This is a genomic window from Streptococcus sanguinis, assembly GCF_013343115.1.
Lineage (GTDB): Bacteria > Bacillota > Bacilli > Lactobacillales > Streptococcaceae > Streptococcus > Streptococcus sanguinis_H.
Genome location: NZ_CP054570.1, coordinates 2,029,459 through 2,042,990, shown reverse-complemented (window position 1 = coordinate 2,042,990; position 13,532 = coordinate 2,029,459). Strand labels below are relative to the sequence as shown.

At 40.8% G+C, this 13,532-nt stretch carries 11 protein-coding genes and 2 pseudogenes; all 13 read left to right on the top strand.

The window, feature by feature from the left end:
• The 13 genes and pseudogenes from FOC72_RS09865 to FOC72_RS09810 all read left to right on the top strand — a co-directional run bounded on the left by FOC72_RS09865 (position 1) and on the right by FOC72_RS09810 (position 13,509).
• Positions 1-360, top strand: coding sequence for a hypothetical protein (locus tag FOC72_RS09865; protein WP_002894419.1), 360 nt, complete (start codon positions 1-3; stop codon positions 358-360).
• Entirely contained in the window at positions 351-1,982 is a 1,632-nt protein-coding gene (locus FOC72_RS09860; RefSeq protein ID WP_002894420.1) for an LXG domain-containing protein, read from the top strand. The genes FOC72_RS09865 and FOC72_RS09860 overlap by 10 nt, the downstream gene beginning before the upstream one ends.
• A gap of 9 nt (positions 1,983-1,991) precedes the next feature.
• Entirely contained in the window at positions 1,992-2,609 is a 618-nt protein-coding gene (locus FOC72_RS09855; protein ID WP_002894422.1) for a hypothetical protein, read from the top strand.
• Between the two features lie 353 nt (positions 2,610-2,962).
• On the top strand, positions 2,963-5,617 hold the full coding sequence (gene adhE, locus FOC72_RS09850) for a bifunctional acetaldehyde-CoA/alcohol dehydrogenase (RefSeq protein WP_002894424.1): 2,655 nt from the start codon (positions 2,963-2,965) through the stop codon (positions 5,615-5,617).
• An 81-nt stretch (positions 5,618-5,698) separates the two neighbouring features.
• A pseudogene (locus FOC72_RS11685) lies at positions 5,699-5,803 on the top strand (shikimate dehydrogenase); the annotation flags it as partial.
• 82 nt (positions 5,804-5,885) lie between these two features.
• Positions 5,886-6,544: pseudogene (locus FOC72_RS09845) on the top strand (beta-carotene 15,15'-monooxygenase).
• Positions 6,545-6,659: 115 nt separating this feature from the next.
• Positions 6,660-7,661 carry an acetylxylan esterase gene (locus tag FOC72_RS09840; protein WP_002894427.1) on the top strand — a complete coding sequence of 334 codons (1,002 nt, stop codon included), beginning with the start codon at positions 6,660-6,662 and terminating at the stop codon, positions 7,659-7,661.
• A 377-nt stretch (positions 7,662-8,038) separates the two neighbouring features.
• On the top strand, positions 8,039-8,737 hold the full coding sequence (locus FOC72_RS09835; protein WP_002894429.1) for an N-acetylmannosamine-6-phosphate 2-epimerase: 699 nt from the start codon (positions 8,039-8,041) through the stop codon (positions 8,735-8,737).
• A gap of 13 nt (positions 8,738-8,750) precedes the next feature.
• Positions 8,751-9,884: an ABC transporter ATP-binding protein gene (locus tag FOC72_RS09830; RefSeq protein WP_002894430.1), complete on the top strand. Its 1,134-nt coding sequence runs from the start codon at positions 8,751-8,753 to the stop codon at positions 9,882-9,884.
• Positions 9,885-9,907: 23 nt separating this feature from the next.
• Positions 9,908-10,360 (top strand): YhcH/YjgK/YiaL family protein, encoded by a 453-nt coding sequence (locus FOC72_RS09825; RefSeq protein WP_002894431.1) that lies wholly within the window; start codon positions 9,908-9,910, stop codon positions 10,358-10,360.
• A gap of 17 nt (positions 10,361-10,377) precedes the next feature.
• On the top strand, positions 10,378-11,724 hold the full coding sequence (locus FOC72_RS09820) for an ABC transporter substrate-binding protein (protein ID WP_002894432.1): 1,347 nt from the start codon (positions 10,378-10,380) through the stop codon (positions 11,722-11,724).
• A gap of 67 nt (positions 11,725-11,791) precedes the next feature.
• Entirely contained in the window at positions 11,792-12,676 is an 885-nt protein-coding gene (locus FOC72_RS09815) for a carbohydrate ABC transporter permease (RefSeq protein WP_002894433.1), read from the top strand.
• A complete protein-coding gene (locus tag FOC72_RS09810; protein WP_002894434.1) occupies positions 12,676-13,509 on the top strand; it encodes a carbohydrate ABC transporter permease in 834 nt (277 codons plus the stop codon). Before FOC72_RS09815 ends, FOC72_RS09810 begins: the two co-directional genes overlap by 1 nt.
• Positions 13,510-13,532: the final 23 nt, after the last annotated feature.

Here is a 13,532-nt window from a genome sequence, read left to right as displayed (position 1 = left end):
ATGAAGGCTGATAAAAGCGAAAAAGAACGTCAGGCACTTTACGAAAAAATTCTCAAAGTTGACCAAAAAGAAGACGAATTTATGACGATGAAACGTCAATACGAGATTTCCCTGGCGAATTTTGCGACGGATTTCCAATACTTGACGACCCGAATGGAACATCTACTTTATGAACACCCTCAAAGCTCTGCTGCCCTCAGTCGTGATTTATCAGAAAATCAGTATCTTAACCGACAGGTTAAGAACTATGTGGATGTTCAGATGGATGAACTTGGAAAGCTCAGTCGTCAAACAAGAAAGACTATGGAAGAAGAGCGAGACAAACTGACCAAAGAAAGGAATAGTCTGCCGTGGGAGTAAAATATAGTGCAGCAGATTCAGCCCAGCTTATCCAAGCGATGACCAGCAACCTTCAAGTAGCCAATCAGGTGACCGATCGTCTATCTAGTGGCTGCGACCATCTGATTGCCTCTTTGGATTCGGGTGAGTTGCAGGGAGCGGCTTATACAGCAGGAAAAGGCTTATTTACTGAGGTAATCATCCCTGCCATCAAGAAGTTGCAAGAGGCTATTGATGATATTCAGGGAGAGCTTGCTTCCTATAAAAGTGCTGATTCCGAGGTGGCTGGATATGGCGAATTGGACTTGGATCTACTGAAGGAACAGCTGAAAATAAAAAATGAGCAACTGGCAAAAGTAGAAAAGCAGATTGCAGATAATCAAGATTTTTTCCGTAATGCAGGAGCTCTGCTGACAGGTAAGTTGGGAGACCTTTTATCTCAGACATCTGCTTTAATGGAAGTTGAAACTCAACTAAATATCGGTATTCGAGAAATTCAAGAAAAAATAGACAAACTGGAATGGTTTGTGGATCAGGTGTCCCAGTATTTCACAGATAGTCTGCAGGTTTTGGGTTTAGCTATCCAAGGAGCGACGCAGCTTAGTCAGGTATTGGTAGACAGTGAGGGTAATTACTCTACTGATGGCATAGATATGAGTTGGTCTACTAAGATGAAGGCTCAGAAGATTCAGACTATTTCGAAGAAAAAATATCTAGAGCCTAAAGAACGATTGATTCAAGAAGCTTCTCGGAATATGATGCTATCGGATGAAGGGGATGCCTATTATCGTAGTCAACTCAAGGAAAAGTTAAAGGGGAAACCGCGTTCAGAATGGGATAAGATTGTTGATGATTATAATCATACTCTAAAGATTGACAATGAAGGCAATATAATTGATATTTTTGATTTTAGAGCTTATAAGGATCGTCATTATCAAAAAGATGATAACTTTTCTGTACTAAAAAATGGAAAGTATGATAGTGCTTATACGAGAATGGTCAATGAAAAATACCAAGAACTTATTCAAGAAAATTTTGAAGCTAATTCTGTTGACTTGGCTAAGGGAGTAGTAGAAATTTTAGCTGGTCTTGGTATTTATGCTGGTACTTCTCTAGGAGCAGCTTTTGCTTTGGAGTGGGCTCCACTAACTGGAGGTGGCTCGGCGCTAGTAGCAGCAGCTGCTGTAGAAGCAGGGTATATTACTGCAGAAGGCCTAGTTGTAGATGGGACTTTGTCAGTTGCTAGAACTCTTTATGAAATTGATACAGCGAATTTAGGAGTTACCCTCAGTGCAGCTAGTAACTATAACAGCTGGCAGGCAAATAAACCGACGAGTAAGACCATTTCTGGCAGAGGTGGTAAACAAATTGAAGCCCGAGTAGGAAATCGAAAAGTGAAGCTTCGTGTAGATTGGGAGCCAACGAGTGGTTCGAATGGTGATGGAGTTTTCCAGGTTCAATCTGGAAGTGGGAAGTCGGGGTATTCACTTAACGAATCTATAGATGTTAATAGTATATCCAGCAAAACAGATATATTGGATTGGGTGAATAAAACTAAAAAGATTAAAAACCTAGATAAAAGTGTAAAAAGTGAAATTGTAGAAAGAATCTGGAAAGGATACCGAGACTATTACGGAAATTAGGTGAAGTGTATGAGATTATATATAAAAGGTGATTATACTAGAAAAGTGTCATTTGGCTACAGAGAACTTGCATGGAAAATGTGGTTTAAAGAAAGAAATGGTCAAAAAATAAGTTTCTCAAATGTCGGGGATGATGAGATGTTGCAAAATGACTTTTATTTATCTTTGCGTTTAGATAAGTGGGGAGCAAGTGGCTCTCGTTGGAAAGATGCCAAGGTTAAAGGTGGCAGTGCAATAAATTCCCAAAAATATGAAAATATTGATTTGGATTATGAGGGAAGTTATGAAAGCGACGGTAGAGAAAAGGGAAAATATCTAAGAATCGCTTCTAATTATTTGGATGTTTTAACAGTTGATAAGCGTGCTATGTATATTATGGCGCTTGAAATTGCAATTGCTATTGATGGACAAATCAGTGAAGATGATAAGAAAACATGGCTAACAGTCGAGGAATTCAAGGAAAAGCACCAAGATATCTTATCTCTAACCTTTGATGAAGCAAATGAGATGAGCCTGGAAGAAATTCAGACGATTGATGCTATTGACGATCCCATCTGGGAAGAGTTGGATAGAAAACGCGAAGAATATATCAAAATACATGGTGAACGTGTTTATGATGACGATTGAGATTATTAAAAATGGGAATTAAGGTTCATCTTTTATAAGTTTATAAAGTAAAGATCAGCTCGGTTCGTCCGAGCTTTTTATATTTAAATAAAGAAAGCGTTTTCATATATTATGTGAAAGTAAAAGTATGTGAAATCTTTAAAATGTAAAAAATTTTTTCACAATAACTAAAATTATAGACTGTAAAATAGGCGAATTTGTTATTTATTTCACAAATTAATAGAGAAAAGTTTGTGAATGTTAAGTGAAAGTGTTTACAAAAATCATTAAATGGGTTATAATTGAATTGTGAAATATTTAACAAAGGTTAGAGTTCTTCGTCTAACCTAAGGCAAAACCATTGGAGGAATAGAATGGCTGAAAAGAAGAAAACGGTAGAACAAGAAGACAAGGCTTTGGCAGCGCAAAAGCATGTCGATGAATTGGTGCAAAAAGGTCTGGTTGCACTGGAGGAAATGAGAAAGCTGAATCAGGAACAGGTGGATTACATTGTAGCCAAGGCTTCTGTAGCAGCTTTGGATGCCCATGGTGAGTTGGCTCTGCATGCTTATGAAGAAACGGGCCGTGGAGTTTTTGAAGATAAGGCAACTAAAAACCTTTTCGCCTGTGAGCACGTTGTGAATAATATGCGCCACACGAAAACTGTCGGTGTTATTCAGGAAGATGATGTGACTGGTTTGACCTTGATTGCGGAGCCTGTGGGTGTTGTCTGCGGAATTACTCCAACAACTAACCCAACTTCAACAGCTATTTTTAAGGCTTTGATTTCCTTAAAAACACGTAATCCGATTATCTTTGCTTTCCACCCATCAGCTCAAGAATCATCTGCCCATGCAGCGCAAATCGTTCGTGATGCAGCGATTGCAGCAGGTGCGCCTGAGAACTGTGTGCAATGGATTACACAACCATCTATGGAAGCAACTTCTGCCCTTATGAACCACGAAGGGATTGCGACTATCCTTGCGACCGGTGGTAATGCAATGGTGAAGGCTGCCTATTCATGCGGAAAACCAGCCCTTGGGGTAGGTGCCGGAAACGTACCAGCTTATGTGGAAAAATCCGCTAATATCCGTCAAGCAGCGCACGATATCGTTATGTCTAAGTCCTTTGACAATGGTATGGTTTGTGCTTCTGAGCAAGCTGTTATCATTGACAAGGAAGTTTATGATGAATTTGTAGAAGAGTTCAAATCTTATCATACTTACTTTGTAAATAAGAAAGAAAAAGCTCTGTTGGAAGAATTCTGCTTCGGTGCTAAGGCAAATAGCAAGAACTGTGCTGGTGCTAAGCTCAATCCGGATATCGTTGGTAAGCCAGCTACTTGGATTGCAGAGCAGGCAGGCTTCAGCGTGCCAGAAGACACGAATATCTTGGCCGCAGAGTGTAAAGAAGTTGGTGAAAAAGAGCCATTGACACGTGAAAAACTGTCACCTGTCATTGCTGTTCTCAAGTCTGAATCCCGTGAAGACGGTGTTGAAAAAGCCCGTCAAATGGTAGAATTTCATGGTCTTGGCCACTCAGCTGCTATCCATACAGCGGACGAAGAATTGACTAAGGAATTTGGTAAGGCTGTTCGTGCTATCCGTGTTATTTGTAACTCACCTTCTACTTTCGGCGGTATCGGGGATGTTTATAATGCCTTCCTGCCATCACTGACTTTGGGCTGTGGATCTTATGGCCGCAACTCAGTTGGTGATAACGTTAGTGCTGTGAATCTCTTGAACATCAAAAAAGTAGGAAGACGTAGAAATAATATGCAATGGATGAAACTCCCTTCAAAAACTTACTTCGAGCGTGACTCTATCCAATACCTGCAAAAATGTCGTGATGTGGAACGTGTCATGATCGTTACAGACCATGCTATGGTAGAGCTTGGTTTCCTAGATCGTATCATCGAACAACTCGATCTTCGTCGTAATAAGGTTGTTTACCAAATCTTTGCAGACGTAGAGCCAGATCCAGATATCACAACAGTTGAACGTGGTACAGAGATTATGCGTACCTTCAAACCTGATACAATTATCGCACTTGGTGGTGGTTCACCAATGGACGCAGCTAAAGTCATGTGGCTCTTCTATGAGCAACCAGAAGTGGACTTCCGTGATCTTGTGCAAAAATTCATGGATATCCGTAAACGTGCCTTCAAATTCCCATTGCTTGGCAAGAAGACTAAGTTTATCGCAATCCCTACAACATCTGGTACAGGTTCAGAAGTAACACCGTTTGCCGTTATCTCTGACAAGGCTAACAACCGTAAGTACCCAATCGCTGACTACTCTCTGACTCCAACTGTAGCCATCGTAGACCCAGCTCTGGTACTGACTGTTCCAGGATTTGTTGCAGCAGACACTGGTATGGACGTTCTGACTCACGCCACAGAAGCTTATGTATCTCAGATGGCCAGCGACTTTACAGATGGTTTGGCTCTCCAAGCGATCAAACTCGTCTTTGAAAATCTGGAAAGCTCTGTTAAGAATGCTGACTTCCACTCTCGCGAAAAGATGCACAATGCCTCTACTATCGCTGGTATGGCCTTTGCCAATGCCTTCCTGGGAATTTCCCACTCTATGGCCCATAAGATTGGTGCTCAGTTCCATACGATCCACGGTCGTACCAATGCGATCTTGCTGCCATACGTAATCCGCTATAACGGTACACGTCCAGCTAAGACAGCGACATGGCCTAAGTACAACTACTACCGTGCGGATGAGAAATACCAAGACATCGCACGCATGCTTGGACTTCCAGCTTCTACTCCAGAAGAAGGTGTGGAATCATTTGCGAAAGCTGTTTATGAACTGGGAGAACGTGTCGGTATCGAAATGAACTTCAAGGCTCAAGGTATTGACGAAAAAGAATGGAAAGAACATTCACGTGAATTGGCCTTCCTTGCCTACGAAGACCAATGTTCTCCAGCCAACCCACGCCTTCCAATGGTTGACCACATGCAGGAAATCATCGAAGACGCTTACTATGGCTACAAGGAACGCCCAGGACGCCGCAAATAAGCGAGTAGCTTCCTCAATAAAAAATAAGACAGTCTGTCGGTCATCCCCTACCCTTTGGTAGGGGATTTTTCTATGTGTCTTAGCGAGGCAAGACCATTGGTCGAAGCCAAGCTTAGAGACATGGATGCTGAGGAGCGGAGCGACATGAGTTTTAGGTCTCTTAACGAAAGGAGCTTGTTATGGTAAAAACTCGTAAACCTTCTGACTACTTGTGATTGAGTGAGCTTTTGTGCTAAGATAGGGGGACAATAGAAAAAAGGAGAGCAATGTGATTTTTTTATCTTTATGGGCTGGGCTGTTGAGTGGTCTTTGCTGGTTGGCTTTGAGGTAGACAAGGAAAGCTATGCTTCCTTTACGGAGCAGAGTCGGATTAGCAATAAGAATCTGGCTATGCTGATGCTGTCTGGCTCTGTCGGTCGGCTGCGTCTGGGCGCTCTGGTGGCTAACTTCTCAATCCCTCTTATGTTAGTCTCGCTTTATGCTCTCTTTGGTTTGACAAATAAGGGCTTGTGGGCTTATCTGTCAATAGCACTGTTAGGAATTGGATTTGCCCTGTCGCCAGTGGCACATGTGGCCTTTTACTACGTTGGAATCATCAGCAAAAAGGCTTATAAACGAAGCGGTGGACAGGTCTGCTCAGACGAAGACAGCGAGCTTATCAATGAAGCAGTGCTCTTTCTAGATATAACCTGGCGGACAGCTATCGCTCTGACCGGACTAGGCTGGCTCATTTACTCACTGCTAATAGTTACCGGTCAGACAATATTGCCTGCTTATCTGGGGCTGCTGACCCCTTTACCTCTCAGTCTGTTGACTATCTTACTGGTAGAAAAGCTGAGAATCGGACGCCCCTATCTTAACGGAGCTGGCCTAAACATAGGATTTAGTTTGTTCTATTTACTGCTCCTGCTTCATATAGGTTCTTAGGTAGTGGGCCCGACAAATTTCAGAAAAACAGAAAATCTATATATTAACCTATTGAAAACTTCCTCTTTATATGGTATGATGAAAGAGGTCTCAAGAATCGTTGGGAGGATAAGACATGAAAAACCCTACTTTACTTAAAGAAATGTTACATTATCGCGGAAGAGATGAAATGCCCGACGATTTTGATACCTTTTGGGATAAACAAGTGGCAGAGGTGGAAGTGCCTCAGGACTACCAGTTGCTGGAAAAAGATTTTCAAATTGCATATGCGACTTGCTATGAGCTAACCTTCAAGTCTGGAAACGGTGGGCAAATCTATGCTAAGCTAGTTGTGCCTAAGTTATCAGAAAAAGTTCCGGTATTGTTTCATTTCCATGGTTATATGGGGCAGGGCTGGGATTGGGCTGATATGCTGGCCTATACGGCAGCGAGCTGGGGTGTGGTGTCGATGGATGTGCGTGGTCAGTCAGGATATTCACTGGATGGTAATAGAGAAGTCCGTGGCAATACTGTTAAAGGACATATTATCCGCGGGGCTCTGGATGGACCGGATCAGCTCTTTTTCAAGGATGTCTATCTGGATGTTTACACCTTGGTCGAGCTAGTGGCTGGTTTGGACTTCGTGGATGAAAACCGTTTGTCTAGTTTTGGCGGTTCACAGGGCGGAGCCTTGGCCCTAGTGGCAGCTGCTTTAAACTCTCGGATCAAGCAGACTGTAGCCATCTATCCCTTCCTTGCGGACTTTAGACGGGTTTTGGAGATTGGCAATACCAGTGAAGCCTATGATGAGCTCTTTCGTTATTTCAAATTCCATGATCCTTTTCATGAGACAGAAGAGCAGTTGTTGCAGACACTTGCTTATATTGACGTGAAAAATCTGGCCCATCGTATTAGCTGTCCAGTGCAGATGATTATTGGCCTGGAGGATGATGTTTGCTATCCTATCACGCAGTTTGCCATTTATAACCGTTTGGCTGGAGAAAAGGAGTATCATCTCCTGCCTGAATATGGGCATGAGGCTATGAATGTACGTGTCAGCGATACTGTCTTTAACTGGCTCTGCGGAACCAAAATAAAAAGACTTTCTCTCGTTTCGGACTTTAAATCCGAGAGATAATATTCGTCCCCCCTTTGGGGCTAGGCAAAGGCCTAGCCCTTTTTACTTGCCTGAGGGAGCATAGAAATGAGAATCTTTTTAGAAGTTTGCTTGCTCTTTCATTGACTTTTCTACAAAACGGAATCCTGAAAGTACTTTCAGGAATTTCTGTTTTTCTGGAAAATTCGGAAACTAAAATCTAAATCTCAAACAATATTGAAAGCGCTTTAAAAATTATTTATAATAACATTATGAAATACTCGAGTTAAAAAATGGAGTCTAGGATAAGGAAGTAAAAATATTTGTTTGCGGCCTTCTTCTCTGCTCCACCTGAGGTCCTAGGTAGTTGTTAGACTATCTGATTAGACCGATGTCTTACGAAAGGAGATTGTATATTCATGTCACAGATTTTAAAAGATGACTTGATAGCCAAGATTAAAGACGGCATCATTGTTTCTTGTCAAGCCTTGCCGCAGGAGCCGCTTTATACGGAAGCTGGAGGAGTCATTCCTCTCTTGGTCAAGGCAGCTGAGCAGGGCGGTGCTGTAGGTATTCGAGCTAATAGCGTTCGCGATATTCGGGAGATCAAGGAAGTAACTTCTCTGCCTATCATCGGAATTATCAAACGCGACTATCCGCCACAAGAACCTTTTATCACGGCTACCATGCGGGAAGTGGATGAGTTGGCTGCTCTGGATATTGAAGTCATTGCTCTGGACTGTACCAAGCGAGAGCGCCATGATGGCTTGACAGTTGCGGATTTCATCAAGCAGGTCAAGGCCAAGTATCCTCATCAGCTATTGATGGCAGATATCAGTACCTATGAGGAAGCTGCTGCTGCTGTAGAAGCTGGTGTAGACTTTGTCGGCACCACCTTGTCGGGCTACACTTCCTACAGTCCCAAGGTTGACGGACCGGACATTGAGCTCATCCGCCGCTTGTGCCAAGCAGGCTTTGATGTCATCGCTGAAGGAAAGATTCATTATCCAAGTCAAGCCAAGCAGATACATGATTTGGGTGTAAGAGGCATCGTTGTCGGCGGAGCCATTACTCGCCCTAAAGAAATTACAGAGCGCTTTGTTGCAGGATTAAAATAAGTGAGGTAGATGAATGACAACCTTAACACTAAATAAACTATATAAAAAATATCCTAATAGTGATTTTTACTCTGTTGAAAATTTTGATTTGGATATTAAGGATAAGGAGTTTATCGTTTTTGTAGGCCCTTCTGGTTGCGGGAAATCAACAACCTTGCGGATGATTGCAGGACTTGAGGATATCACAGAAGGGGAGCTCTATATTGATCAAAATCTTGTCAATGACATTGCTCCTAAAGATCGGGATATCGCCATGGTTTTCCAAAATTACGCTCTTTATCCTCACATGACTGTTTATGACAATATGGCATTCGGACTCAAGCTTCGCAAGTACGACAAGGCTGATATTGACAAAAGAGTTCAGGAAGCGGCGGAAATCCTTGGGCTGAAAGAGCTGCTGGATCGTAAACCGGCCGACTTGTCTGGCGGTCAGCGTCAGCGGGTAGCTATGGGGCGGGCGATTGTCCGTGATGCCAAAGTCTTCCTCATGGATGAGCCTTTATCTAACTTGGATGCTAAACTGCGCGTGTCCATGCGGGCAGAAATCGCAAAAATTCACCGCCGTATCGGAGCGACGACTATCTATGTAACCCACGACCAGACCGAGGCCATGACCTTGGCTGACCGCATCGTTATCATGTCAGCTACTAAGAATGAAGCAGGAACAGGTACTATTGGTCGAATCGAGCAAATCGGTACGCCGCAGGAACTTTATAACGAACCAGCTAATAAATTTGTGGCAGGTTTTATCGGCAGTCCAGCCATGAATTTCTTTGAAGTGAACTTAGAGGGTAATCAGCTTACAGATGGACAAGGCTTTGCTGTTGGACTCCCAGACGGTCAGCGTAAAATCCTAGAAGAAAAAGGCTATCAAGGAAAGAAAGTGATACTGGGTATTCGACCAGAGGATATCTCAGCTGAGTTGATAGCTGCTGATGCTTTCCCAGATTCTGTTGTTGAAGCAGAGATTATAGTTTCTGAACTTTTAGGAAGCGATTCTATCCTTTATTGTAAAGTAGGAGTTCAGGAATTTTCTGCACGTGTTGCTGCTCATAATTACCATGAAGCAGGACAGAAAATAAACTTGGTATTCAATATTGCAAAAGCACACTTCTTTGAATTAGAGAACGGTTCACGTATTAAATAAAATTTTATAAGGAAATTTTAATTATGATTGTAACGGAAATTAATAATCTATCAACTTATGTAGGAGTAAATCCATATTTTGAAAGATTAATAAATTTTTTAAAAACAGTTGATTTGGGAAGTCTTCCAGAAGGGAAGATAGATATTGAAGGTGATAAATTATTTGGCAATTGTTTTAGTTATGTAGCAGATGGTCAACCAGGAGATTTCTTTGAAACTCATAGGAAATATCTTGATATCCATCTGGTGTTAGAAAATACAGAAGACATGGCAGTTTCTTCTGTTAAAAGCACAACAGTTAGTCAACCTTATAATAAGGAAAAGGATATTGAGTTATATGAAGGAAAAGTGGAGCAGCTTATTCACTTGAAATCTGGAGAATGTTTAATAACATTCCCTGAGGATTTGCATCAGCCCAAAGTTCGTGTAAATGATCTACCCTTAAAAAAAGTAGTATTTAAAGTAGCTATTTCTTAAATAGAAAGAGGTAAACTATGAAAAATCTAAAGAAATTTTTATTCGTTCTTCTAACAGGACTTGTTGCACTGATAATCAGTGGTTGTTCTCCAAGTGGGGAAAATAGTAAAGGAAATGATTCAGGTGAATTATCTGGGGAAATCGTTATGTGGCACTCATTTACACAGGGACCTCGTTTAGAAAGTATCCAGAAATCTGCAGATGAATTTATGAAGAAGCATCCAAAAGTTAAGATTAAAATTGAAACTTTTTCTTGGAATGACTTTTACACCAAATGGACAACAGGCCTTGCTAACGGAAACGTACCTGATGTCAGTACAGCTTTGCCGAACCAAGTAATGGAAATGATTAACTCAGATGCTATTGTTCCATTGAATGATACAATTGACAAAATTGGAAAAGATCGTTTCAATAAAACAGCTCTGAATGAAGCAAAAATTGGCAGTGATTACTATTCTGTTCCTCTTTATTCCCATGCGCAAGTGATGTGGGTACGAACAGATTTATTAAAACAACACAATATTGAAGTACCTAAAACTTGGGATGAACTTTATGAAGCATCCAAGAAATTAACAGCTGATGGAGTTTATGGTATGTCAGTGCCGCTTGGTACGAATGACTTTATGGCTACTCGTTTCCTGAATTTCTATGTTCGTAGTGCAGGAGGAAGCCTGTTAACAAAGGATAAGAAGGTTGATTTAACTAGCGATTTGGCTCAAGAAGGAATCAAATACTGGGTGAAAATGTACAAGGATGTTTCTCCTAAAGATTCACTCAATTATAATGTATTACAACAAGCTACCCTATTCTACCAAGGCAAGACAGCCTTTGACTTTAACTCAGGTTTCCACATTGGAGGGGTTGAAGCGAACAGTCCACAATTATTAGAATCAATTGATGCTTATCCTATTCCGAAGGTCAAAGCATCCGATAAAGATCAAGGGATTGAAACTTCAAATGTTCCAATGGTTGTATGGAAAAATTCTAAACATCCAGAAGTTGCAAAAGCATTTTTAGAATATCTGTATGAACAAGACAACTATGTTGGTTTCTTAGATTCTACTCCAGTTGGTATGTTGCCAACGATTAGCGGTATTTCTGATTTACCAGCTTATAAGGAAAATGAAACACGCCAAAAATTCCAACATGCTGAACAAGTAATCAACGAGGCTGTTCAAAAAGGTACTGCTATTGGTTATGAAAACGGCCCAAGTGTTGAGGCTGGTATGTTGACAAACCAACACATTATTGAACAAATGTTCCAAGATATTATCACAAATGGGAAAGACCCTATGGCTGCAGCAAAAGATGCTGAAAAGCAATTAAACGATTTATTTGAAACGGTTGCAGTTGATGTGAAATAATACCTAGATTATTAGGGCTATGGTGCAGTAGCGCTATAGCCTCTTATTTTAAAGAAAGGGGTAAGAGATGGTCAGAGATCGTAATTTGACGCGTTGGATATTTGTACTGCCAGCGGTGATTATCGTAGGATTACTCTTTGTTTATCCATTTTTTTCAAGCATCTTTTATAGCTTTACCAATAAGAATTTAATTATGCCCAACTATCGTTTTGTTGGTTTGGATAATTATAAAGCAGTATTGTCAGACCCTAACTTTTTTAGTGCATTTTTTAATTCAATAAAATGGACTGTCCTTTCCTTAGCTGGACAAGTTATCATCGGATTTATTCTGGCTCTTGCTTTGCATAGAGTGCGACGATTTAAAAAACTTTATCGGACGTTGTTAATCGTACCGTGGGCCTTTCCTACAATTGTTATTGCTTTTTCATGGCAATGGATTCTAAATGGTGTCTATGGGTATCTGCCAAATATCATTGTTAAGCTTGGTTTAATGGAGCATGCTCCAGCTTTTCTGACTGATAGCACGTGGGCCTTTATTTGCTTGGTGTTTATCAATATCTGGTTTGGAGCTCCAATGATTATGGTTAATGTTTTATCTGCACTTCAAACAGTTCCTCAGGAGCAGTTTGAGGCAGCTAAAATTGATGGTGCGACAAGTTGGCAAGTGTTCAGACATATTACTTTTCCGCATATTAAGGTCGTTGTAGGATTGCTAGTTGTACTGAGAACGGTTTGGATCTTTAACAATTTTGATATTATCTACCTCATTACTGGTGGTGGTCCGTCTAATGCGACTATGACCTTGCCGATTTTCGCTTACAACTTAGGTTGGGGAACGAAGTTATTAGGACGAGCTTCAGCAGTCACAGTATTGCTCTTTATCTTCCTATTGACAGTTTGCTTCATTTACTTCTCTGTAATTAGTAAATGGGAAAAGGAGGGTAGAAAATAATGAAGAAAAAATCAAATTTCTACTTAGATATCGGAGCTCATTTAGTTTTGATAATTGCAACAATTGTTGCAATCTTCCCGCTTGTATGGATTATTATATCTTCGATTAAAGGAAAAGGGGAGTTGACACAATTCCCAACTCGCTTCTGGCCTCAGACTTTTACGCTAGACTACTTTACACATGTTATTGATGATTTGCATTTCGTTGATAATATCCGAAATAGTTTAGTAATTTCTTTGTCCACAACAGTTATTGCAACGATTATTTCTTCCATGGCTGCTTATGGTATTGTTCGTTTCTTCCCTAAACTAGGAGCAATAATGTCACGGCTTTTGGTAACAACTTATATTTTCCCACCTATTTTGCTAGCAATACCTTATTCTATTGCAATTGCAAAAGCAGGTTTGGGAAATAGCATCATTGGCCTTATCATCATTTATTTGTCATTTAGTGTACCTTATGCGGTATGGCTGCTGGTTGGCTTCTTCCAAACGGTTCCAATTGGGATTGAAGAGGCAGCCCGTATTGATGGAGCAAATAAATTTGTTACTTTTTATAAAGTGGTATTACCAATCGTTGCTCCGGGAATTGTTGCAACAGCGATTTATACCTTTATTAATGCGTGGAATGAATTCTTATATGCATTGATACTGATTAACGATACAAGTAAAATGACCGTTGCAGTAGCACTTCGTTCATTGAATGGATCAGAGGTGCTAGACTGGGGAGATATGATGGCGGCATCTGTGATTGTTGTATTGCCTTCTATCATCTTCTTCTCAATCATTCAAAATAAGATTGCAAGTGGTCTTTCAGAAGGATCTGTAAAATAGACATTTCGAAACAATATTTAAAA

Bases quoted from the DNA above. Each gene is read 5' to 3' on its own strand.
- FOC72_RS09865 (WP_002894419.1), top strand. From the start codon at position 1: ATGAAGGCTGATAAAAGCGAAAAAGAACGTCAGGCACTTTACGAAAAA.
- FOC72_RS09855 (WP_002894422.1), top strand. From the start codon at position 1,992: ATGAGATTATATATAAAAGGTGATTATACTAGAAAAGTGTCATTTGGC.
- adhE (WP_002894424.1), top strand. From the start codon at position 2,963: ATGGCTGAAAAGAAGAAAACGGTAGAACAAGAAGACAAGGCTTTGGCA.
- FOC72_RS09840 (WP_002894427.1), top strand. From the start codon at position 6,660: ATGAAAAACCCTACTTTACTTAAAGAAATGTTACATTATCGCGGAAGA.
- FOC72_RS09835 (WP_002894429.1), top strand. From the start codon at position 8,039: ATGTCACAGATTTTAAAAGATGACTTGATAGCCAAGATTAAAGACGGC.
- FOC72_RS09830 (WP_002894430.1), top strand. From the start codon at position 8,751: ATGACAACCTTAACACTAAATAAACTATATAAAAAATATCCTAATAGT.
- FOC72_RS09825 (WP_002894431.1), top strand. From the start codon at position 9,908: ATGATTGTAACGGAAATTAATAATCTATCAACTTATGTAGGAGTAAAT.
- FOC72_RS09820 (WP_002894432.1), top strand. From the start codon at position 10,378: ATGAAAAATCTAAAGAAATTTTTATTCGTTCTTCTAACAGGACTTGTT.
- FOC72_RS09815 (WP_002894433.1), top strand. From the start codon at position 11,792: ATGGTCAGAGATCGTAATTTGACGCGTTGGATATTTGTACTGCCAGCG.
- FOC72_RS09810 (WP_002894434.1), top strand. From the start codon at position 12,676: ATGAAGAAAAAATCAAATTTCTACTTAGATATCGGAGCTCATTTAGTT.